Source organism: Paenibacillus sp. JNUCC32 (genome assembly GCF_014863545.1).
In the GTDB taxonomy this organism is placed as follows: Bacteria; Bacillota; Bacilli; order Paenibacillales; family Paenibacillaceae; genus Paenibacillus_AQ; species Paenibacillus_AQ lautus_A.
In genome coordinates this window covers 2133441-2157721 of record NZ_CP062260.1, presented here as the reverse complement: position 1 = coordinate 2157721, position 24281 = coordinate 2133441, and the positions used below count along the sequence as shown (strand labels likewise).

Genomic DNA, 24281 nt, shown 5'->3' with positions numbered 1-24281 from the left:
GGTCCATATTCTTGTCCCTCGACATTTTAAAAAAACAACCGATCGCTCTGACCGGCTGCCTCCTCTTCTTTATTCAGCTTCCGTTAGCGAAATTGATCTGATTAATCGATTAAAGGCTGCCAAACTTCCCATATGTTGCCGTCAGGGTCAGCAAACGTTATGTTTGGTCCGCTTGTGACCCGTTCTCCTAAAATATTCACTCCGTTTTTCTTAAAACGTTCAAATAGCTCTTCGATCCGTGGTGTAATAAAACATGCAATTGCGTAGGGCTTGCCGTTGTCCAATGACCATGAAAAGCGTAATCGCCCGCCCTCTTCGTCTGATTTGTGAAGGAACAGAGCGGGTACAACTTGCCTTAAACCAGGCGAAGGCAGGTTTCCATTCCGATCGGGAATATTCAAAACAGCCATGACCATCCCAGGCTCAACATGATCGATGTTTGCAGGTTGGTACCCTAAATTCTTTTGATACCATTTAATAGACTCATAAACATCACTTACCGGTACGTAAATACAAGTAACTCCCGTAATGTCTTCCAGCCTTTCTTCCAGTTTGAATTCCTCATTTGCCCGCATAGCTTATCATCCCTTTGTTCATTCTTATTCTAGCCTTTTATCAAAACAAGGTTAAATGCGATGTTTTTCCTCTGGTGTAGCTTGGAGAAATACTAGAGGACAATGAGGCAATCTTTTCTCCATTGTGCACTTCTCCACTCTTCCTATAGGAGGGGCGAAAAACGTTTCCAATTCCCTTCGGAGACAACTTCAACCGTTCCGTCGATCACTTTGATCGCGGTCTGATCATCAATCGCATACGCTGGCCCTTGCATCCCGGCGGCCCATCTCTCTGCATCAGCCATGGTGTTTCTCGGCAGCATTTCGTGATCCAGATGCGGAAATATTGCAAAATCAACCAGACTCAGCGCGTCATCGCCGCCAGTGGGTGGAGTCCAGCCAACGAAGAATTCCCCGATGTTAGGTGCCATCACCATACTCCCGGCACTCAGTCCCACATAAACTGCCTGCAGAGACGGTAAGAGGTCTGCAAGTCCGGACTGCCGCATCCAGTGGCACAGGTAGAGGGCGTCGCCGCCCGAAACCAGCAGGACGTCCGTCTCCCTTACTAGCGGCACCCAGCGGTCTTTGTCGATGCTTGGCAGCGCTGTGAGCTCCAGCACGCCGACAGACTTCCAGCCTAGGTCGACCATGGGATTCTCGGAATTCCCGCTGATGAATTGCCAGGCTTTGACGCCGGGGCCTACCCAGGGGTGTCCGTACATCGCGGTGGGAATACACAGGGCATTGCAGTCGGCGATCGGCTTGCCCAGCATGTCAACTAGCGCATTGTGTATGCTTTTGTTATTAATGCCGGCAGATGTGAGCAATAATTTCATAACTTCACTCCTTTGTTTGCGGTTGTCGTTTATTCTTTAGACTTTAGGGGGCTACATAAACTATAATATAGTACATTTCCGTGCGGATTGTTTCTTACAGATTGCTAATCTAATCTGCCCGTTAGTTCAATATAAGGGCGTGTCGCCGTCGATCAAATCATATCGGGAATGTTATCAAGTTCTTGTCATCGTGTTCTAACAAGAACTTGTCCCGATAAAACAAAAAAGCCGCTAAATTAGCGACTTTCTATGGGTCTAGGTTCTTGTCCATCTACAACTTTCAATGAGACTCTCAATGAGACTTTGTTTTTGTACTCCGTCACATCTATCATATAGACCATCGTACTTTTTCAGAAATTTTCTAAAAAATCACTAGCGTTATATTTTTGAATGGCTGAAACTTACACTCAAGCATCTCGTTTACGGTAAAATACAATAGCTGCCGTAATAAAAATCAGTGTCCATATCATTGAAATCCCTGTCCCTTGCATTGGTGAAAGGACATTTATTACATCAGAGGAAGGCGGCATATACATATAATATCCTGCAGTATCCGGAAAATACATTTTAATACTAGGCAGAAGATTTCTCGATAATGGACTGACAACGAAATAATAACCAAGCAGCACCACTAAAGCAGGAGTGGTTCGTCTTAATAAAGCACCTATAGCTGCACTGAGAAGTGAGGTTAGTGTCAGATAGCCTGTTGCACCTGCTAATGCTTCTACCATGGTATCTATATCAATCGCTGCTGCTGTGTCTTTCATCATCAAATAAGTATATAGTACACCGGATGCAGCGATAATAAAGGCCGCGGGAACCGTTATGATTGCCAATGCCAAATGCTTCATGGATAATTGAATCCCACGACAAGGCATCGCAGCTAACGTAGTTCGAATCTGTCCACCGATATACTCTGAACAAGTAGCTAGGATCCCAAGAATAATGAATCCTGCTTGAAGATAACCCATCGAAGCAAAACCTATATTCAGTATTTTTTGCGTCCCTATTGCTCCTTGTAAACCTATAGAAGTAAAAGCTGCGGCTAATCCTAAATTAAGAATGAATGTACCCATAAGAGTGAGCCATATCAATGGTAATGTAGCTAATTTATCCAGTTCAGCACGAAGGATTTGTGTTATCTTTCTAATAGAAGGGACACTCATGCAGCAACGTCCCTCCTATGGAATACGATAGCTGCAGCAATGAAAAGAACGACTACCCAGGCAGACATGACTATGCCGCCTATGAACGGGGTGAGGAATCTGTCGCTCAGAAACATAAACATTTCAAGGCCAGCCCGATCCGGTAGGTATAACGCTAACTTTGTAACTTTAGAAAGCAGGAAACTAAATGAAACAACGGATGTATTTATGATGAGCACAGCAAGCGGAATCGTGCCATTCTTAGTTAGTACAGTAATCCCGAATGCTAATAGAGCAGTGAATGTCCAGTAACAAACTGCACCGAGCAGCTTCGACCATTCAAATGCTGGGGAATACTCACCAAGAACAAGATGCGTGGCTGACACAGTTGTCATGATAGCAACAATACAAAGCAGTATACTGATTACTGTCACAGCGCCTGCTTTTGCCAGCAAAAATTGAAGCCTTGATGAAACAACCGTTAAACTTGTTGTAATCTGTTGTCCTCCGCCAGATTCACTGCTCTCTGTCAAATACTCGCTGCTGACAGCAAGCACACCAAGGATGATGACACCTTGTACACCAAGGGCTAGTCCAATATAGCCAACTTCCAAAAGCCGTGTGCTCACTCCAGCTATAATCTCCTCTTTTTGAGCTATACTGTCTAAGGCGGCTATGACCGCAGGAGAAAATGCTCCAACAAGAAAGGCAAGCCAAATGCCCGGCAGGGAGAACAATTTAGATAGTTCCGCGTTGAATGCTCTCATACAACACCACCAGCATGATCAGATGTCCGGGCAAAAAAAGCTTTCTCCAGCGTGGAATGGTTACCTATTACTTCGTCCAACGTTCCATCTGCAACGATTGTTCCTTGCTTAATAATAACCACATCATCGACTGTCTCTGCAAGCTCTCCTATTAGATGACTGGATAGTAACACCGTGTTGCCAGACTCAGCCCGTTTGCGTAAAAATGTCCGGATCCAACGAATTCCTTCCGGGTCGAGCCCATTTACGGGTTCATCTAGAACCAATATCGCGGGATCACCCAGCAGCGCAGCGGCCATTCCAAGTCTTCTCCCCATACCAAGCGAATATTTTCCCACTCTTTTGTCAGCTGCATTAGTAAGACCTACGATTTCCAAAACTTCCTCGACACGTGAGTTAGACAATCCTGCGGCACGAGCAATCCAGCGCAAGTGTGCCCGCCCTGTTCGCATACGATGGGCCCCAGATCCATCAAGTGCAGCACCTATTGTTACTAAGGGATTATCTAACTCTGAGAATGGCTTGCCATTTATGAGTGCACTCCCTGATGTGGCGCGATCTAATCCAAGCAGGATGCGAATCGTTGAGCTTTTACCTGCCCCATTTGGACCTAAAAAACCAGTCACTCTGCCAGGTCTCGCTTTAAAACTGATACCCGATAAGATTTCTTGAGATCCGCGATGTTTGACTAAGTTATTAATTTCAAGCAACCATAACACTCCCTTTCTGTTATGGCTCTCATTATAAAGTAGCAAAGTTACATCACGGTTATCATGGTGTTTACTTCCGGGTTACCTTTGGGTTACGCTCTACCAATAACTACTCTTGTGCCATTTTCATTTGAGGTAAAGTCAGCTTTCAGCTTCATTTTTTTCAACATATAATTTGAAGTCGATAAACCAATCCCTGCCCCATGCTCATGGGAAGAGTTATCCAAACCTGGACCTTTGTCTGCAATAATGATCTGTTCTTTTTCTACATCAACCACAATGTTTGCATATTTCCCTTCTGCTGCATGGCGAAGAATATTCTGAAATAAATTATCCAAAACCCGTGTCATCCAATTCGGATCTGCTTCCCAATAAAAAGTCTCCTCTCCCGGTAAATCAACATCAAGCTGAATTTCTTTGTCTTCAAATACAGGGTACCACGCAGCAACAGATGCTCTTACTAGACGTCCAATATCTGTTGAAACGGGCACAAAAGGATGTTTTCCCGAGGTAAGCAATGTATAGGACAGTAAATCATCCATCAGATCTCCGACTCTTGTAATCGTATGGTTGATCTCCGTTAACGAGTTTTGTCCTTCTTGACTCATGGGTTCTTTATTTAAACGGGTGACATGTCCTCTCAAAATGGTAAGCGGTGTTCGTAAGTCGTGAGATAAATTCGCAATGAGTCGATGTCGTAATAACTCCTCTTCATATTCTCGTTTGCGACTGTCTTCAAGCTGTTGAATCATCCAATTAAAAGAACTTCCTAACTGGTCTATCTCATCCATACGATCATTTTGAACAGATATGGTTTTAGGAAACGAGTTGTTTTTAGCTGAAAATGACATGACTTCTTGCAAGCGGGCAAGACGTCTTTGAAGTTTCAAGAAGAAGCGCCAAGATAAGATCACAAATGCGACAATAATAAAACCAAGCACTAGTACGGTAACGTAAAACAGATTTAACGTATTTACATTTTTATCATGGATATCTGAAACCCCAAAAAACGCACTGATGAAAATAATCATAATGGGAGGAAAAAAGATAAATAGAAAATGTACTTTTAGAAAACGACGAAATAATGATCTGTTTTGCTTCATAGTTTCACCCGATAGCCTATACCCTTCAACGTTTCAATAATCTCGGGGGAATCGGGATGACGTTCCAGCTTTTGACGCAGCCGGTGGATATGCACCATCAGTGTTTTATCGCCTGTTATATAAGCTTCTTCCCAAATAGCTTCATAAATTTGTTCTTTTGTTAAAACTTGATTAGGGTGACGTATGAAGTACATTAAGATTTGATGCTGTTTCCCTGTTAAAATAATTTCTTCTCCTGTGTGTTTGTCAAATATCATTTGACCTTCCGGATCTACTTCAATCTGATTTCCTAATGAAATTCGATCGGATGTTGATCCACCGCTACGACGGATTAATACTTCTATTCTTGCAACTAATTCATCCGTATGGAATGGTTTCGTTACGTAGTCATCAGCAAATTGCAAACCATCTACTTTATCATCTATCGATGTTCGAGCAGTTAACAGCAAAATAGGAATAGCAGGAGCTGTCTTCTTTAATCGTCTTCCCACAGTAAATCCGTCTAAACCGGGTAACATGATATCCAATATAACGATGTCGTGCTGATTGACTTCTTTTTCGGCTCCTTCACCAGTTAGCAGCCACTGAACCGAAAACCCTCGGTGTTCCAATTCTTCCTTTACCCAACTGCCTATTTTCTCGTTATCTTCAATGTATAATACGTTTCTTTTCAAGTAACATCCCTCTTTTTAAATGGAGTCCACTACAGATTAACACACTATAAAAAAAAATTTCCAGTTAAGACAGGGACTGACCCTCGTTTGTGAGACGGGGACCATCTCATCCAGGTATCCACTTGTGTCTTATTTCGTATATTTAGTTTGTCCATGACTTCTTTCACTGGAATCCCATCCGACCTCATTTCAATAGCTTTCTTTTTCACTTCTACTGGATTGCTGACTCTTGTTGCCAATGCAAAAACACCTCCAAAGTTGTCCCCATATCTTACGACATGGTTGCATTCTCTTGAAGGTGTTTTTAATTTGTCACGCGTTATGGGTTCAGTCCCCTCTGACCAACTGCCTGCTCTACTTTATTCAACGATCACTTCCCGTTAGTTAGGGTCCTCATTTATTAAAAGATTTTGGAGAACTGCCGTTAGAATTGCGTCTATTCTTTGTACTGACGATCGTAAGCTTTCTGATAAGTTTCCAAGTATTGTTCCAACCCAATATTGTTCAAACTCTCAACATATTTATTCCAATCTGCATCGAGATTTAAATCACCCATTATAAAGCGAACAGCTGATTCCTTTACGTAGTTGGCTAGTTCAACGGATATTGTCTGGATTTGTTGACTCTCATTCGCCTTGAATTTAATTGGTGGTAAAACAGATAATGCATCGGTTTTCGGTACATACGGTTCATATTTATTTTTCGTTTCATCACGTAACAACTTTTCCAGCCCTTCAGCCGTAAAGGGATCCACATTCGGATCCACCGCCTCGCCGAACCGGAATTCCTCGGGTGCATAATCGACCCCGATGTGCATCAAAGAATGGTTTTGGGGTTCCTCGGCATAAGGAATAAGTCTTTTCGATAAAGCCGGTTTTCCGTTCAGTCCTACATCTCCCGGTTTGGCCTCTTCCCATCCAACTCCTTTCAGCCCTACTTTCTTCGTAATAGCTCCTTCAAAAGTATAGAGATAGTCGGCCCACCGAAGCGCAGCTTCCGGATTTTTGCTTGTAGCAGGAATATAAAACGATCCGGGGATGGCTGCATCATACTTCGAATGGGTCGCATATCGAACGCCTTTAGGACCTTCCAGCGGCGCCAGCGCGACAAAATGTCTGTATCGTTCCGGTCCAACGGTTGCCTCATCAATAATGTTAACATTGGCTCCTGAAACGAAAGCTCCTAAAATTTCGGCATCCGGGTTAGCTGCCAATTGTCTCAATTGATCATTATTTTGTGTATACGATGGATTATATAGCAAACCTTCTTTATATAATCTTTGGATGTAAGACAGCCCTTCGCGGTATTCCGGTGTATTCACAATGGTTTCTATTTTGCTGTCCTTAACTATGAGTTTTAAGTCATCCGCACTGCTATAGGTAAACGCATTCATAAGAAATATGTTTGGATCGGTATTCCATCCACCGCTTGCAGCTCCGGCAAACGGAATTTCATCAGCCTTTCCATTGCCGTTCGGATCCTTCTCTTTAAACGCTTTTAATACCTGATAAAATTCTTCCGTAGTTTTCGGTTCTTCCAGCCCGAGCTGCTCCATCCAATGTTTATTTATCCAAACTTTCTTCGACATGCTGCAATGATAACAATCATTCCATGAAGGCAGGCCGTATATCTTTCCATCTGTGGCCGTAATAATGCCTTTCAATCCATCATGCTTCTGCATAACTTTTTCGAAGTTTGGCGCATATGTGGGTATCATGTCATCCAATGGCAAAAACATCTGCTGTGACACGGCATATTGTTCCTCATTAAAAGTAACCCCAAAAAATGCATCCGGCAAATCACCGCTGTTTAATATCAGATTTACCTTTTCCGTGGCTGAATCAGACGGAATGACGTCCCATTCGATCTCAATATTGGTTTTCTCTTCGTACCATTTAACAAATTCATTATTTTTGTAATCGATGATCATCGGGTTTTGTACAACCAAAAATTTGAGCTTTGTTTTGTTTTTTACAATAGGAAATGTCTCCCCAACAGCAGCTTCTTCACGCTCTTCAGGAATCTGTGTATTCGCTTTGTTAGAAGAGCATCCTGAGGCCGTGATTGCAAAAACAAGGATAATTAAAACCATCAAATGAAGTCTCTTTTTCATTGTAACCCCCCACATCAATTTGTTTTCAACCTGTCACGCCCTACAAATTTTCAGCCTAGCCTTTAATCGAGCCAATCATGACCCCCTTAACAAAATATTTTTGTACAAAGGGGTAAATGAGCAGAACCGGAACGCTAGCGACAACGATCACAGAGTATTTTAATACATCGGCCAGACCTTGCTTGCGCTGAAGCGCTTCAAAATCTACCACCATGGTCGGATCGATATTATTCACCACCAGAATGCTCCTTAATATGATTTGCAAAGGAAATAAATCGGGCGATTTTAAATAAATGAGTGCATTAAAGTACGTGTTCCAATGACCTACGCCATAATAAAGCGCCATGACAGCAATGATCGGAGCTGACAGTTTGATTGCGATACTGACGAGGAAGCGGAAGTCACCCGCGCCGTCTAGCTGTGCTGCTTCATAAAGCTCTTGCGGAATGGTTGCCTGGAAGAACGTTCGTGTTATGATTACATTCCATACGGACATGGCGGCAGGGATAATCAATGCCCAGCGCGAATCTAACAATCCCAGATTTTTAACAAGTAAGTAACTGGGGATTAATCCCCCTGAAATAAACATTGTAATGACAAAATAAAGTGTTATTACGCTTCTTCCTTGTAACTCTTTGCGAGATAGTGGATAAGCCGCTAGTACAGTCATAACGATATTCACTGTCGTACCAACAATCATATAGAATAATGAATTCATGAATCCGGTTACAATTTGCGAATTTTTGAACACGGCAGCATAGCCTTCCAGCGTTGGTTTTACCGGAAAAAGCCACACCTTACCAGAAACAACAGCCTGTGGATCGCTAAAGGATGAACTTAAAACATACAGGAGTGGGTAAGCCACAATAATAAACCCCGCACATAGTACAGCATATACAAATACATCAAAAATTCGATCGCCAACTGTTGGTTTAATCAATTTGCTCACGATGCCACTCCTCTGAACTTTTTTCAATTTCCACGCCTACCAGAGCCCGGAATCCGTTAACTTTCTAGCTGTAAAATTGGCGGTGATAAGTAAAATCAAATTAATTACAGAGTTGAATAAACCAATTGCAGTAGAAAATCCATAGTTAGAGTTGATGAGTCCCACTTTATATACATAAGTCGATATAATTTCAGAAACAGAAAGATTCAGATTGTTTTGCATTAAATAAATGGTCTCAAATCCAACACTCATAATGCCACCGACGTTTAGTACGAGTAAGATCACAATAGTTGGTCTGATGCTTGGCAAGTCAACATGCCATATCCGTCTTATCTTGCTTGCACCATCAATGATACAAGCTTCCTGTAAGTCTTTGCTTACTCCGGCAAGCGCCGCTAAGTAAATGATGGCCCCATACCCAGTTCCTTGCCATATTCCCATCCAAACGTAAATCGATCTGAACGATTGCGGATCACCCATAAAATTAATCGATTCCCCGCCGAATAATTGAATGAATTGATTGATAAGGCCAATACGTGGATCCAATATTTGCATCACGATCCCTACCAGGACGACGGAGGAGATAAAATACGGCGCATAAGTTAACATTTGTACCGTTTTCTTAAACCACTTGATTCGAACTTCATTCAGGGCTACAGCCAGCAGGATCGGTAGCGGAAAACCAGCGACTAGCGAGTATATGCTGATAAGAATCGTATTTTTTATTATTCTCCAGCTGGACGGGGAACTGAAGAATTGTTCAAAGTGACTGAATCCCACCCATGGACTACCGATGATGCCCTCCAAAGGCAGATATTGTTTAAAGGCGAGAAGGACACCGTACATTGGAACATAGTTAAAGATAGCTATATAAATGATCGGCGGTAAAATCAAAATATACAATGGCCAGTGATTCAGCATTCTTTTAAAGCCGGTTCTCATTCTAACTCTAATCGGTGGTTTGTGTAGGATTGATTCCGTATTCGCTTTCATAAATTTGTTCACCTCCCTTCACTCGTCATAGGAAACTGTAATTCAAACTATCATGGAAAAGTTAATGTACACAACAGACATCATTTAATGAGCGGACATTTCTTTAAAAAGGTGATGTTAAGCAATATTGACAACAACGATGCTGATGAGGACATTTTGTAAAGGGCGGACCCATGTCAAAAACTCGTTAATATCAAAAAAAAGATGACCTTTGCCTGGTTTTGAGACCAGAGCAACGGACATCTGTTTAAACTCATTTATTCTTGGTTAACTGGAATAGGCCATCGGTGAAACTCCCATTACTCGCTTAAATGCTCTTCGAAAAGAACGATCGCTGCTGTATCCGACCATCAGTGCAACTTCCTTGATCGCAACTTCTCGATTTCTAAGCAGTTCGCAAGCTCGAGTGATCCGCAAGCTTTCGATGTAGTCACTAAATGTCATCCCCACATAGTCCTTTATAAGATGGTACATCATTGTTTCTGTTATTCTGAATTCGTCGGCGACCATGGCTAGCGTCAAATCATCGCGCACAAAGTTTTGCTGGATAAATGACTTTACTTGATTTCGCAATTCAGTCTTCGCACATTGATCATTGAAATGAATTGCTTCGCAATAACGGAGGAATGCTTTCCCGATTTTAATAAATAGCTCTTCAATGACTTCATTTCTTTGCTGTATTTCGATGTACAGTTCATGAATTGCCATATCTTTTGTTTGATCTATTCCCCGAGATACAGCGCCAATCATCAAATAAAGGAACTGTTCTGCATCAGGCAAGGATAAATTCCTGGTTGCAAAATTTTCATTGTAGAGAAGTGTTAATACTTGTTCGACATCTGTTTGATTCCCTGATTTAATACTGTTTACCAATCTTAATTCCAGATCTATTGGAAAGTAGTACTTATCGCTTTCTTGAGGAATGTCCTCATAGCAGGCAAATCTTTGCTCTTGATTTTTACTCAATACGTACTCAAGGGCTTGCTTTGCTTCATAAAAAGACATGCTTATATCGCGTATTCCCTTATAAATTCTGCCGAAAGCAAAGGACAATCTCATTTGACAAAGATGATCTAGGCTACTGGTTATGTTCTGCATAATCTTTATTACTCCCTCGATCCCATTCTGCCTTTCTTTGTCTTCGTCATGATATTCGATTATAAGCGCAAATTTATATTCGTCGATATCGTATTGGAAATACGTTAAATGCTTCATGTAACCTTCAATAGCATTATTAATTACAATCTTTAACATGCGTATTTCTTCTAGAGAGGCTTCGCTTGTGTTTCTTTTTCCTTCATCAAGGCGTAAAAGCAAAACGAAAAAACTCCGGTCCGATAACTCCATGCCAATATTACTTTGAAAAATTTCTATTTCTTTATCATTAATAAATTCGCCATAAAGAAGTCTCCGGAAAAATGCTTGCTGAAGCAGCGGAATATGCTCCTGAACCTTCTCATTTAGCTGCTGGTGATTTTGAATCAACTGGGAAATGGAGTCTTTCAAATAACTATACTCATTGGTATGTCCTTCCTCTCCGCTCCCCATCCACCCACGCAACTGTTGAAGCAATTGCTTAATTGGCTTCCAATCACGATAACCTAGAAAGAAGGCAAGAAAAGTACCTAATACGATTGTTATGAGCGCTGCTGCCATAGTAACGTTTTTAATGTGGTGTACTTTGGCAAGTACCATTGAAGCAGGCACAGCCGATACATATTTCCAGCCATTCAGACTCGAAACTACTTGTGAAATATATAACTGGTCCCCATGATCTGTTTTGAAAAAACCGTCTTTGTTCGATGTACCCTCTAGCTCCTCTGGAGCTATCTTCGTCTGTTTACCTGTAACGGATGTGACGATATTGCCTTCATTATCACTTATATATATCAATCCGCGTTCCCCGATATCCAGCTTGCTTAATAACTGATTGATTTGATACTGGTCAATCAAAATCAGAACGACACCGAGAGGATTATTTATAGCATCCACTGGAAACGAATGTAGATAATAGAGTACTTGATGTTGTTTCTTATCCAGTGTCACTTGACTGCCGGTCAAGAATGTCGACTGATGAAACTGTTCCCAGAGCATACGTTGAAATTGTTGTTTGTCTAGGGATGCATTGTCCCTGAACAAGCTCTTCCAAAACCATTCTATATCTGGAAATGCCGTATCTGATGAGATTACCACGGAATTATTGCGAAAAAACACGAAATGATTAAGAACGAACGTGTTGATCGGGTGGAAATTTGGACTATCATGAACCGATTTCCAAACAAGGTATTGTTTCGGAGAGCCCTCCTCAATGTCTCTGGCGTTCATAAGTGAATTCATCTTAGAATCCAGGACAATCTGTCTACCAATTCCTTCGATCTCCTTAAGGCGGGCATCCATAATTAATCTCGTTTGCTCCAGCATCTGTAAGTTATGCTGCATCGCATCCTTTTTAACCGCTTGTACAGCTGTCTTATATACAAAACTGCTAATTAATATGGGGATAACAAGCACAAGGAGATACGAAACCGAAATTTTCCAGAACAACGACCGCCTGATTCGCCATTTGTATGTAACCAACGCAGTCCTCCTTAACCATCTGATTCTGTCTTTAATGTCAGTTGCACCCATCTGGTAAAAAATACGTTCAATTAATTACACCTGATCATTCGTCAACCGGATAACTTAGGAGAGCGCTTTCAAACCATCAGCTGAAGAATGCTCACTTCAGTCAAAGTGCTACTTACATATTATAAAGGATAAAAAAGTTTGACAAGCTAAATATGCTACCTTTTCGCCTAGCTCTATAAGCTAATTTCATTTGCAGATGACACATTGAGCGTAAAGAACAATCTTCGTGCTCGGATGTGCACGGCCAGGATAACTTCTAATACGACTAGCCTCTAAAAAACCGCATTACGGTGCGGTTTACAGACGTTTCGCACTCAAGGAGCCGCTATAATAAACGCGGCATATTATTTAACTTGTCGGTAATTGTCATTGGCGCTGTGTAAGTTCTCGTCCGCTGTTCGGGATAAGAACTTGTACCGATAAAACAAAAAAGCCGCTAAATTAGCGACTTTCTATGTGGCCATGTTCTAGTCCCTCGACATTGCCGGGCATGTAATACCCTATGGAGCTAAGCTCCTTCCCTATGAGTATGAATTCTGCCTGTAACATGCAAGTATGACGAGTGCCCATACATTTCAGGAATGGCCCCTTCTGTCCTGCAACCTAATCTCTGCCGGTCAACAGTCGTCTTCCTAACTGCAATCGTGCTTCAAGCTCAATCCTGTTTTTGCAATCTTCGCAGCAATGCATTCCATTGAAATTTCGTTTCACACGGTCGTAAACTTGAGTCCCCTCAATGACATAAAACTCTCTTCTGCAATGATAACAGGTGGTACGAATACGAAAAAATCCATCGATTTGCTCTAGCATTGCTTCCCTCCCGTCAATCACAACAAAGTCCAGTACTATTGACGTGTTAATTGCGACGCGATATAACTAAATAAACTCTAAATAACACAGTGTGTTATTTATTTTAATTCATTGTGCTAAATAAAACAAGGGGGCGTTAGCCTTGCCGAAAGTCGTGGATCACGAACAAAAAAGAAAACTGATCGCCGAATCAGCATGGAATATTATTAAAGAAAAAGGGATCGAATTCGCGTCAATCCGTGCCATTGCAGCTGCGGCAGGGTTATCACCCGGCGCATTGCGTCATTATTTTTCAACACAGGACGAGCTGTTGCTATTTATCGTGGATTATTATTTGACAAGAGGAGTTGCCAGAGCAGAAGAGCGCCTCGAAATAAGCCCTATTCCGATGAAGGCTGCGAGGGAAATTCTGTTACAACTGCTCCCTTTGGATGCAGAAAAACGAACGGCCGGCGGCGTCTGGTGGGTCTTCGCCATCCGCTCCCTCACGAGTCTGGCATTACAAGCTAAAAAAGACGAGCTCACGGACGGACTCCACTACCTGACAAAAGCCGTCCTCGAAATCCTAGTTGAAGCGAAGCTTCTCCTCCCTTCGGTAGACATTCAACTTGAAACTTTAAGATTGGCCGCGATTGTCGAAGGCTTGACGATACTCGCTTTGCTCCGCCCTGAGCTCTACACGCCGGAGACAATTGAGCAGATCGTCAGCCGCCATCTTCAGGAGCTGTGCTCGCAAGCTATGGATGAATGAGCATGTAGACTTAACTAGAAACTTAACTAATCAATAGTCAGCTCATGTTCTTTTCCTTTGCGGCAATCGATGTAAGTTCTCGTCCTCGAGACATGAACTTGTATCGATATAACAAAAAAGCCGCTATAATAGCGACTTTTTAACAGGTTCCGATACTGTGTCTCCACCCTTCTATGAGGCTGACTCAACGAATGTCTTCTGCGATTACGGCTCGTAGACGATACCAGGATAACCCCGATCCCCTATCGCATGCAGCTAAGCTTTATTTTCTTCAGATTCTCGGGAGGTCATAAACTCTGCTTTCATCCGGACGGTGACAGAGGTACCCGCACAGAGTTTCGACGAGACGCTCAAGCCATACCCCTCACCAGAGTGCAGCTTTATCCGCTCGTTCACGTTAAACAAGCCGTAGGAGCTTCCATTGCCCGTGTGATCACCAGGGCTGACTCGCTCCTCCGTCAGCAGTCTGCGTGACATCTCCTCGTCCATGCCAATGCCGTTGTCCGAAATCACGAAAACGAGATCGCTTTGATCCAATTCCACCGTAATATCGATAAGCCCTTTCCGGTCCTTCGCCTTGCGTATGCCATGCAGCAACGCGTTCTCGACGATCGGCTGCAAGATAAGCTTAGGCATGCGATATGCCTTCAACTCATCCCCCGCAGCCACCTTGAAATCGAACGAGCCGAAAAATCGGCTCTGCTGAATTTCGAGATACACCTCTGCCAGCCTCAGCTCGTCCGAAACGCTTACGATGGTATTTCCTTTATTGAGACTGAGACGGAAATACTTCGCGAGACTGTCGATCATCATACTGATGTCAGTCGCACCCTTACCGATGGCAATCCAGTTGATCGTATCCAGCGTGTTGTAAAGGAAGTGCGGATTGATCTGCGCCTGCAACGCTGACAGCTGGGCTTCCCGTTCGCGAATCTCAGCTCTGTAGTTTTCTTCGACGAGCGTACGCACCCTTAGGATCAGATGGTCGACGCTTCGCTCCAGCATATGGAAGTCATCATTAACCGCCGGTAACTCATGCAGACCGTCGATCGCTTCCTTGCCCTCCTTCCCTTCCTTTCGGATGACGGTGATCACGTGATTGACTCGCCGGTTCATCCCCCGCACGATAATCGCCAGAAGGACAAACGGAAGGATCAGAAACAACGCGACATATTCAATCAGCGAGCGCCACTCTGACTGCTTCGTCTGTCGCTGCGTAGCGGGCGACAGCTGGGATTCCGTTCCCTGGGCGACAAGCTTCCAGCCCGTCGGCGCAAGCGTCGTATACAGCACGTCGCTTTGTTCATTGTTCAGCAGAAGCAACTTTGTTCCTTCCGCCCCCTCGTTCAGCGCATCCAGCAGGTGAGGTTCAACCGCCTTGCCGATAAGTGCCTCATCGGGATGATAAACGATTGAGCCATCCTGAGCAACAAGATAAACTGCTGTGCCCGGGGCGAACTGAAGATCGGATAAAATATTGGAGACGATGTCTTGACGGACGTCGATCATGAGCACACCGGACACTTTGTCATAATTATCGGGATCCCGCAGCATTCGGGCAGCAGATAATATCGTCTCATTGGAGCCGCCGAGATACGACTCCTCGTAGACACCCGTCCATACGATCCCACCGCTTCCATCGATGATGGAATGAAACCACGGTCTAACCATCAAGCTATCCAGCGTAAAGAAATTGATTCTCTCTTCTGCATACAGCTTAGATTTGTCCACGAACACCCGAACATGAAACACGTCGGAGTTAGACTGTACGGTCTCGACCAAATACCGCAAATCCTCAATCACCTTGATCTGTGTGCCGATGGACTGATCATCCGAATTAATGGATAAGTACGAATGCAGGTTTGCGTTCATGAATGCAGCGTCACTAATATCCTCGATGCGCTCCAGCCGGTAGGAGAGATTGCTCCCGGCCTGCTTTAGCGCTTGCTGCATCGTCCGGATGACCTCGCTCCTCAGAATATCCGCGGAACGCGCGTAATAACCATACAAGAAAATGCCCGCCGGAAGCACAATGAGCAGCAGATACGCGATTAACCAAGAACGGGGGATCGAGAAACGGCGAATCGCCGCTGGCTGGAGCAGCGGCGAAAGCAAGCCGGTTACGGCGACCCAGGCTCTACGCATGAGACCCCCGGTATGCGCTAGGTGTAACACCCGTTACCTTTTTGAACAGCTTTGAGAAGTAACTGGGGTCGGTATATCCGATCGCGTAACAAATATCATAAAACTTGTACTGCGGATCGCGCAGCAGCTCCTTCGCCTTATCCACGCGCACTTTAGTCAAATATTCGCCCACCGTCTGCCCCGTCTCTTGCTTAAACAGGAGACTGACGTACGTGGAAGACAAATAGACCGCCTTGCCGATATCGGCTACGGTAAGCCCGCCGTTGGCGTAGTTCTGATCGATATACCCGCGTACTCGCTCAATGACGTTTGCCACCCTGCCAGTCCGCTTCTCCCGAATGTGTTCCCCAACAGTCGCCAGATACGATTCGATCAGCCCCCGCATATCTTTTAACGTCTCCTTCGCGTACAACGCCTCTGTCAGCTCTCCCTCCATAACTTCCAGTTCGGGGTCCCCCGCGCCAAGCTCCATGAGCAGCTGTCCGATCGCGAGCACAAGCTGCATGCACAGATTGCGGCCGTACTTCAGGCCGTCCGGGCGGGTGTAGGACAAGCTGGCAAAAATCATCTCCACGGCTTCGCTAATCTTGTCCTCATCGTCCGCCTTGAGTGCGGAAATCAGCTTCTCATTGAGCTCGTAATCGTATTTCCGCATGGCGCCTTCCTCCGGCTCTGCGCTCTCCAGACTGTCCATAGTGATGATACGGTTTTTGCCGAGGTACCACTTGTAATCGACCGCTTCGCGAGCTTGCTTGTAAGCTGGCGCCAGTTCGGATAAGCCGCCTGCCATATCGCTAATGCCGATCGTCACGCCGATCTTGAGCCAGCGTTCCAGATTGGAGCGAAGGTCGCCGGCCAGCGCAAACAGTGCCTCCGCCGCTTCGGATACCGAATCGCCGCCGGGCTCCGACACCTTCAGCACGCCTACAAATTCGCCGGTACGTTGCTCGAAGGCATACCCTCGCAGATGCGCATCCAGCAGCTCTTCGTAAATGTTCAGCACCGAATACCACAGCAGCTGGCGGTCGCGCTCGGAACGGCTGGCCATCACATCGGCAAGATCATCCACGCAGACGACCATCACCCAATAGGAAGCATTCACGGGCAAGTCCAATCCCAGAAACGACACCCGCTCCGCCAATTCCGACTTCGGCGCACCCTCTCTGATCATGGAGAGCAGGAACTTCTCACGCAGGAGCGGCATACCTTCCTTTAGTTTAACGAGCAGCTCCTGCTTATAAATCCGTTCGGAGCTCTCCGCGTCCAGATCGGCAACGACGCGCTTGATGACCGTACTCAGCTCCTGCAAATTAACCGGCTTAAATATATAGTCGACCGCGCTGACCTTCATCGCTGATTTAAGATAATCGGCGTCGTCGTGCCCGCTCACGAATATGATCTTCATGGCCGGATATTCGGACGAGATACACTGCGACATCGTAATACCGTCCATGTTCGGCATTCGGACATCCGTTAGTATAAGATCGGGCTGATCGCGGGCGATCATCTCAAGAGCCACGTCTCCATCATCCGCTTCGCCTGCCACTTCAATTCCGTAAGCGGCCCAATCGAAATAAGCGCGCAAGCCCGCTCGGACCGCCGGTTCGTCATCCACGATAAGCAATCGATACATCGCCCGCCATCTCCCTTCTCCTAATTTAACGGCCTAACAGTCTAGCGTCTTGATTGGCAAGCTCGGCCTGGACCTTGTCAATGTCTACTTCGCGAACGGGCACGCCGTCTTCGAGCGAGATCGCGGCCGCAATACCTGCTGCTTGACCCAGCGCATAACAAGTCGCTTGGACGCGCATCGAAGACATCGCGACATGCGTTGCGGAAATCGATCTGCCCGCAACGAGCAGGTTGTCGATATCGCCAACAGGCACCATCGTGCGATACGGAATATCGTAGCCGTCTACGCGGCGCTCGTCGGTTGTCTTGCCCGCATCCGGGCTATGAATATCGATCTCGTAATTTGTTTGGGCGACCACATCCGGGAAACGCGTACCGCTTACAACATCTTGTTCGGTCAACGTGTACAGCCCTTCAATTTGATTGGTCTCCCTAACACCTGTCTGCGGTGCGATGTGTGCGATGGCGTATGTCTCGAAGCCCGTTCTCTGCAAATAATGCGCGATCGAGAACACCTGCTTAAGCGCTTCGGTCTCCGCGTAATTGACTTGCTCCATATCGGCTCCGTTCGCCTTGACGCGCGACATATTAATGAGCAAAACGCCGTCTTCGCGCTGCTTCCAATATAACCTGCGCCCCTGCGGCAGATCGGATACCTCCTCGTAATAATAACAGCCTTCCGGAAGTATCTTCTCTACTGGCTTTCCCGTATCCTGCATCGTAAACATAAGTGTCATCGGCTGCGTGAGTCCATCAGTCTCGCGGCCCGTGCGGTAAGGTACACCCGCATCGATGGCTACTCGCGCATCGCCCGTGCAATCGATGATGACATCGCCTTCTATCGCCCTTAGGCCTTCGCGCGTCGAAACGATAACCGAACCGATCCCTCTGCCGCTGCGGATCGTGCCCACGAATTCACAATGGAAGTAGACCGATACCCCTTCCTTTTTCATTTTGTCATTCAAGTATTGGCGAAGCAAAAATGGCGAATATTGCGGCGCGACCGATTCGTCATGGCCTGCGGGCAGATAGTCGGCCAGCATCTCCTTGATGATCTCGCGGTAGATGCCGGTCACATTGCCGACAGGCATAAACACGCTTACGTTGGCAAGCGTCCCCATCCCCCCGAGTTGAGCGGACTTCTCCAGCAAGATCACCTGTTTGCCGCGTCTGGCTGCGCCAATGGCAGCGGCCGTCCCCGCAGGTCCGCCTCCGATGACGACAACGTCGGCCTTGGCATGGGTTTTCACTTGACGTTCGAACGAATACACTGCATGTTTCATGATGATCTCTCCCTTAGATCGAAGTAGCGGTGTGAGCAACAAAGGATCACCACCGCTTATCCTGTTTTTTATTTAGTCGTTGCGTACCAATCGTTAATTTCCTTTGAAGCCGCTTCCCCGCCCGCTGACATAAACTTGGATTGAAAGTCGGCAAGGCTATCGATGGACTCCGCGCCGGCGATCAGTTTGACCGTGTAGTCGCCAACCATGGTGCTCAATTGCTGATTCGTCTTCGAATATTGCTGCATGTACGGAGCAAGACCCAGAACGTTTTTGATTTTCACTTCGGCTGGCTGCTCGTTGTTCAGGAAGTTAAACGCATCAAACATTACCGGGTTTTTGCGAACGCGCGCTTGCCAATATTGCGGATAGTTTTCTTCATCCGTTCCCGCCATGTAGTTATTCGCCAAGTTGCGCTCGTCGGTGAAGATCGGCTGGATTGGCTCGTATGCTCCGTCTACTACTTTATAATGCGTGCCTTCCACGCCGATCGCCATATTTTTGAACGTTTCCGGCTCCAGGCTTGCATTGATCCATTTGATCGCATCTTCCGGATGCTTTGATGCTTTCGGAATGAACGTCAGACGGTCAAATCCGGCGTTTGCCGCGAAGCCGGCTTCTCCGTTAGGCCCCTTGAGCGCCGGCACGAAAGCGAATTTGGCCTCCGGCTTGGTCTTCGCAAGGGAATCCGAGATGGCCGGAATGTCCGCCCAGTGAACAACGATGGCGCCAGCTACGCCGCTTGCGAATTTCTCCTTCGCTGTAGCGTCTTTGTTGGCTACGAATTCTCGGTCGATCAATCCTTTCTCGTACAAGTTGCCTACGTAAGCGACATAATCCTTAAATGCCGGGTCCATGACACGCGGCACGAGCTTGCCGTCTACGTCGTTCCAAGTATTGGCGATGCCGAACGCGCCTACGAGGTTGTCGATCATCGATTGGTCACCCTTGATCGTAAGTGGTACGTTGCGGTCGCCGTTGCCGCCTGGGTCCTTCTCCTTGAATTGCGTGAGAACGTTTGTCAGCTCTTCGGTCGTCGTCGGCATGGACAGACCCAGCTTATCGAGCCAGTCCGTACGGATGAGTATGGAGCTGTTGATATCATACGTAACGGTTACCGGGATTGCGTATAGCTTGCCATTTACCTTAAGCGCTTCCATCGATTCGGGCTTTATAGCCGCCTTAATATTTGGGCCAAATTCGTCGATAAGCGGCGTCAGGTCGACAAGCGCACCCTTTTGCGCATAATCCGAATATAAAGCCATGTCGTTATAGGAAGTGACGATGTCATACGCTTCGCCGGAGGACATGATTAGGTTCAGCTTCTCCGCCCACTTGTCTTGAGGCAGCATATCGTATTGCACTTTGTAGCCCGTTTTTTCTTCGAGCAGCTTGGCTACCGGGTATGCATTGTATTCTTCGTTCTGCCATACGTTCAGTCGCTTTAAGGCTGGCTTTTCCGCATCCGGTTTGGCCGTCGCTTCGTTGTCCGTGTTCGTTCCGTTGCCTGTGCTCGTTCCGTTGCCGGAACAAGCAGCCATAGTCATTGCCAGAAGCGCAGACATGGCCATGACAGACATCCATTTGAATGCTTTTTTCATAATGAGACCCTCCTGCAATTAATATAATCTATATCATTAATTTTCCCGCAACGTCCCGATGAAGGGGCGATTCTCCGGTACCTGAAGTCATGCCCTGACGTTCATCTCCATTGCTGGAAAAGTTAATGCCTTTGGAAAGCTGCTTTACATGCCTGTCATCAACCTTTTACGGAACCGATGAGCACGCCTTTGATAAAATATTTCTGCAGGAACGGATAAACGAGCAGAATCGGAATCGTGGATGCGATGACCGTTGCTGAACGGACGCCTTCCGCAGGCACGTTCATGAGATCGTCGGCCGTCTTGTCAAGCGCCGAAGATGTATCGGCATTCATGACGATGTCCTGTAGGTACAATTGCAACGGCTTCAGCGACGAGCTGTTGATGTACAGCATCGGGTTGAAGTAGTCATTCCAATAATAAACGGCGTAAAACAGACCAATCGTCGCAAGCACGGGACCACTTAGCGGCAAAATAATACGGAACAGAACCGTTAAATTGCTCGCGCCCTCGATTTTGGCGGATTCCTCCAGGCTGGCCGGCAAGCTTTCAAAGTAGCTCTTGATGACCAGCATGTTGAACACGCTGATGAGCGCCGGCAAAATGAGTGAGCCTAGATGGTTAATGAGGCCCAACTCGCGGATGAGCAGATAGTTGGGGATGATGCCCCCGTTAAACATCATCGTGAAGATGAACAAAATGATGATGATGCCCATCCCCGGCAGTTCGCGCTTCGAGAGCGGATAAGCGGTCAGCGCCGTAATGAGCAGCGATGCGAGGGTACCGATGACTGTAATCAGCACCGATATCCAGAGCGAGTTTAGAAACTGGCTGTTCGTGACGACGAATTTCATCGTTTCGAGCTGAAAGCCGACCGGGAAAATTCCGACTTGGCCCGACAAGATGGCCCACTCTTCACTGATCGACTTGGAAAATACGTTTACAAACGGAAGCAGTGTAATAAGCCCCATTGCGATGAGCAGAACGTAGATAGAGCCATCGAGCATGAAATCTTTGACAGTTTTCCTATACATGGTCGTTCCTCCTTTACCAGATGCTGCGATTCAGGAATTTGCGGCTGAGCATGTTGCCGATGACGATAAGCAGGAATCCGACCGCTGAGTTGAATAGGCCAACCGCCGTACTGAAGCTGTAATCCTGCTGGCCGAGTCCCATCCGGTATACATAGGTGCCGATGACGTCCCCGGTCTCGTACACGAGCGGATTATACATGGTCAAAATTTGTTCCGTCCCCGCCTCCAGCAGGCTGCCGATCCGCAGGATGAACATCAACACGATGGTAGGCAGCATGCCCGGAAGCGAGATCGACCACATCTGTCTGATCCGCCCCGCCCCGTCGATGGCTGCGGCTTCGTATTGCTCCTGCTCGATACCCGCAATCGCGGCGATAAACACGATAGCGTTCCAGCCGATTTCCTTCCACCCGGCCGTGAAGACAACCAAGCTGCGGAACAGGCTGTTGTCGGTAAAAAACGAGATCGGCTCTCCGCCGAACGAACGGATGATTTCGTTCACGATACCGCCGGTAGGTGACAGAATGTTAAGGAACAACCCCGAGATAATGACCCAGGAAAGGAAATGCGGCAAATAAATGATCGTCTGGATCGTCCGCTTGAAGAACATGCGCCTCACTTCATTTAGCATAAGCGCGATGACGATCGGAATCGGGAATAAAATCGTTATTTTGTACAAGCTGATGAGCAGCGTATTTACTAATACTTGCAGAAATTCATCCGATTGCAGCAACCTCTCGAACTGCGCCATCCCTACCCACTCGCTGCCGGATATGCCGCCGAAGATGTTGAAATCCTGGAAGGCGATTACGATGCCGTACATCGGCGTGTATTTGAACAATAACAAGAACACAAGGCCCGGTATAAGCAGCAAATACATATCCAAGTTGCCTCTAATCAGCTTCCAACGCCGTCCGCCGGCGTACAGGAGAGTGCCTTCTCTTCCGCTGCGTTTGCTCACGATCTCCACCTACTTTTCTCTGTCTTGTCTCTTATTGTAGGGGAGGCAGCCCAGAGGGAGTAGAGGTCGATCCTTTTATTTCTGGTCTTTTCCAACACAGTTTGCGAATGGGCTTGGGACATGGCGGGGCCCTGTAGTGTGCTGCTTTGCCAAAAATTTTAGATAGCGCTTAAAGTCCTTTAAATCCTATCGCCCCCCGTAAACGATTGCCCGCTCAGGGGATCCACATTACTAAATAGGTATTGCAGCAGCGTCTATAAGCTCGTTCGCCAGACGGTCATAAACGCACATTCGACCAAAACAGACGCATGTTGGGATGCCGGCATGATCAATATAAATCTGGATATGTCCGTCAGGAGCGCAGCATAATGGAGGTTCGGTTCGCCACTCATTAATCTTGTAAAAATGACCCTGATTGCACAAAGCAATAGGGTCATTTTTCTAGTGTACCTTCAAAGAATTGGTCAGCAATTTGTCCCTTACAGCAATTGCCCCAATTCTTGTCCCTCGACAGAATTCTATCGGCAAGTCAGGTTAGCCAATCGCCGTATCTCATCGCTTAACTTTCGATTGACTGGATACACCTCTTCTATGAAATTTAAAATTCGAAGTGCCGATTCTGGAACATGATCGTATCCCTGTATCATATCTCCTATGATTCCAGCAAAACGCGGGTATCTCCTCTCTAGCCGCCTCTCATTGCCGAACGGATCGGGAAAGTAGTCCACCTCTTGCTCCAGCAGATGGAGCACGGATAGAATCCGATCCACTGCGTAACCTTGAACAAACCTTGTCGCGGAGAGACGCTCTCCCCTTGCATAGCGACCGAGCCCCACGTAAAGATTGGTTAACGCTTCATTCAAAGGAAAGTCCAAGGAATCCACCTTTAGGTTGGGGACCGGGTTGGAAGGTTTGGCGATGGCCGTATTGGAATACAGGGGGTTCTTCCATATGACTCTGCCTTCCGTATAGGTCGCATTCGCCAGCTCCCACTCCTCGAATACAGCATATTCCCCGAAAATACCATCCTCGAACAATACTTTGTAGCCAACATCCGAATTCTTAAACGCATAGGCAAGAGGGTGTACGTCCTCGAGCCAATCCAACCGGTCTATATATCGGTTTTTCTCCCTTGGCTCTACAATGACAAAGAAATCTAAATCCGAATATTCATCCAACCGTTCAGTTTCGACCCCAACGGAACCAACACCTAATAATAAAAGAGCTCCCCCCTTGCGTTCGAGCGACTTGCCGATCTCGCCCAGCCGCTGTAACAGCAATTCCGTTCTCAACATTACGAACCCTCCCCTAGTTTTGGAATGCAAAAAGGGTCCAACCCACTTTTCAGCGAGGTTGAACCCGAAGGTTGCATTGCCTTTATTATCCTGCCATCAAGGTATCACGTATTCTTATTGCCGTCAATCGAAAAAAACTTGCCATGATTTGTAATTACGGTTCACCGCAAATGATCTCAATCTATCCTGCCCTATATTTAATGGACTTTGAAGCTGCTGCCGGCGGCAAGCTGCTTCCTGGTGCGTTTGAACTATCGTCAGGGCACCGTGGTATCAACATAACAAACCCTGACA

General features: G+C 46.3%; 19 protein-coding genes and 1 pseudogene. 1 reads left to right on the top strand and 19 read right to left on the bottom strand.

The window, feature by feature from the left end; genetic code table 11:
• Positions 1–101: 101 nt before the first annotated feature.
• From JNUCC32_RS09735 to JNUCC32_RS09680, 12 genes and pseudogenes are all read right to left on the bottom strand, one after another.
• Positions 102–575: a VOC family protein gene (locus JNUCC32_RS09735; protein WP_192571826.1), complete on the bottom strand. Its 474-nt coding sequence runs from the start codon at positions 573–575 to the stop codon at positions 102–104.
• A 143-nt stretch (positions 576–718) separates the two neighbouring features.
• Positions 719–1393: a Type 1 glutamine amidotransferase-like domain-containing protein gene (locus JNUCC32_RS09730; RefSeq protein WP_192571825.1), complete on the bottom strand. Its 675-nt coding sequence runs from the start codon at positions 1391–1393 to the stop codon at positions 719–721.
• Between the two features lie 407 nt (positions 1394–1800).
• Positions 1801–2559 carry an ABC transporter permease gene (locus JNUCC32_RS09725; protein ID WP_192571824.1) on the bottom strand — a complete coding sequence of 253 codons (759 nt, stop codon included), beginning with the start codon at positions 2557–2559 and terminating at the stop codon, positions 1801–1803.
• Positions 2556–3305 carry an ABC transporter permease gene (locus JNUCC32_RS09720; protein ID WP_192571823.1) on the bottom strand — a complete coding sequence of 250 codons (750 nt, stop codon included), beginning with the start codon at positions 3303–3305 and terminating at the stop codon, positions 2556–2558. Before JNUCC32_RS09720 ends, JNUCC32_RS09725 begins: the two co-directional genes overlap by 4 nt.
• Positions 3302–4024 (bottom strand): ABC transporter ATP-binding protein, encoded by a 723-nt coding sequence (locus tag JNUCC32_RS09715; protein ID WP_323373656.1) that lies wholly within the window; start codon positions 4022–4024, stop codon positions 3302–3304. Before JNUCC32_RS09715 ends, JNUCC32_RS09720 begins: the two co-directional genes overlap by 4 nt.
• Positions 4025–4107: 83 nt before the next feature.
• The gene (locus JNUCC32_RS09710) at positions 4108–5118 is read right to left on the bottom strand and encodes a HAMP domain-containing sensor histidine kinase (RefSeq protein WP_192571821.1); all 1011 of its coding nucleotides are present in this window, start codon (positions 5116–5118) and stop codon (positions 4108–4110) included.
• Entirely contained in the window at positions 5115–5792 is a 678-nt protein-coding gene (locus tag JNUCC32_RS09705; protein ID WP_192571820.1) for a response regulator transcription factor, read from the bottom strand. The genes JNUCC32_RS09710 and JNUCC32_RS09705 overlap by 4 nt, the downstream gene beginning before the upstream one ends.
• An 80-nt stretch (positions 5793–5872) precedes the next feature.
• Positions 5873–6031, bottom strand: a pseudogene (locus tag JNUCC32_RS09700) (IS3 family transposase); the annotation flags it as partial.
• A gap of 197 nt (positions 6032–6228) precedes the next feature.
• Positions 6229–7905 carry an ABC transporter substrate-binding protein gene (locus JNUCC32_RS09695; protein ID WP_192571819.1) on the bottom strand — a complete coding sequence of 559 codons (1677 nt, stop codon included), beginning with the start codon at positions 7903–7905 and terminating at the stop codon, positions 6229–6231.
• A 55-nt stretch (positions 7906–7960) separates the two neighbouring features.
• Positions 7961–8857 (bottom strand): carbohydrate ABC transporter permease, encoded by an 897-nt coding sequence (locus JNUCC32_RS09690; protein WP_192572641.1) that lies wholly within the window; start codon positions 8855–8857, stop codon positions 7961–7963.
• Between the two features lie 33 nt (positions 8858–8890).
• The gene (locus JNUCC32_RS09685; RefSeq protein ID WP_192571818.1) at positions 8891–9847 is read right to left on the bottom strand and encodes an ABC transporter permease; all 957 of its coding nucleotides are present in this window, start codon (positions 9845–9847) and stop codon (positions 8891–8893) included.
• 267 nt (positions 9848–10114) lie between these two features.
• Positions 10115–12424 carry a helix-turn-helix domain-containing protein gene (locus tag JNUCC32_RS09680; protein ID WP_192571817.1) on the bottom strand — a complete coding sequence of 770 codons (2310 nt, stop codon included), beginning with the start codon at positions 12422–12424 and terminating at the stop codon, positions 10115–10117.
• 1003 nt (positions 12425–13427) lie between these two features.
• Between JNUCC32_RS09680 and JNUCC32_RS09675 the strand changes: the two genes are divergently transcribed.
• Positions 13428–14036 carry a TetR family transcriptional regulator C-terminal domain-containing protein gene (locus JNUCC32_RS09675; RefSeq protein ID WP_192571816.1) on the top strand — a complete coding sequence of 203 codons (609 nt, stop codon included), beginning with the start codon at positions 13428–13430 and terminating at the stop codon, positions 14034–14036.
• Positions 14037–14291: 255 nt separating this feature from the next.
• On the opposite strand, the gene JNUCC32_RS09670 is transcribed toward JNUCC32_RS09675, so the two are convergent.
• From JNUCC32_RS09670 to JNUCC32_RS09640, 7 genes are all read right to left on the bottom strand, one after another.
• Positions 14292–16181 carry a sensor histidine kinase gene (locus JNUCC32_RS09670; protein WP_192571815.1) on the bottom strand — a complete coding sequence of 630 codons (1890 nt, stop codon included), beginning with the start codon at positions 16179–16181 and terminating at the stop codon, positions 14292–14294.
• Positions 16174–17814, bottom strand: coding sequence for a response regulator (locus JNUCC32_RS09665; RefSeq protein WP_192571814.1), 1641 nt, complete (start codon positions 17812–17814; stop codon positions 16174–16176). The genes JNUCC32_RS09670 and JNUCC32_RS09665 overlap by 8 nt, the downstream gene beginning before the upstream one ends.
• 25 nt (positions 17815–17839) lie before the next feature.
• A complete protein-coding gene (locus JNUCC32_RS09660) occupies positions 17840–19096 on the bottom strand; it encodes an FAD-dependent oxidoreductase (protein WP_192571813.1) in 1257 nt (418 codons plus the stop codon).
• Between the two features lie 68 nt (positions 19097–19164).
• Positions 19165–20697, bottom strand: a complete 1533-nt coding sequence (locus JNUCC32_RS09655) for an extracellular solute-binding protein (protein ID WP_192571812.1) — start codon at positions 20695–20697, stop codon at positions 19165–19167.
• A gap of 158 nt (positions 20698–20855) precedes the next feature.
• Complete coding sequence (locus JNUCC32_RS09650) at positions 20856–21731, bottom strand: carbohydrate ABC transporter permease (RefSeq protein WP_015735479.1); 876 nt, start codon at positions 21729–21731, stop codon at positions 20856–20858.
• Positions 21732–21744: 13 nt separating this feature from the next.
• Positions 21745–22692 (bottom strand): ABC transporter permease, encoded by a 948-nt coding sequence (locus JNUCC32_RS09645; protein WP_096773814.1) that lies wholly within the window; start codon positions 22690–22692, stop codon positions 21745–21747.
• Between the two features lie 518 nt (positions 22693–23210).
• Positions 23211–23987: a hypothetical protein gene (locus tag JNUCC32_RS09640; RefSeq protein ID WP_096773815.1), complete on the bottom strand. Its 777-nt coding sequence runs from the start codon at positions 23985–23987 to the stop codon at positions 23211–23213.
• Positions 23988–24281 lie beyond the last annotated feature (294 nt).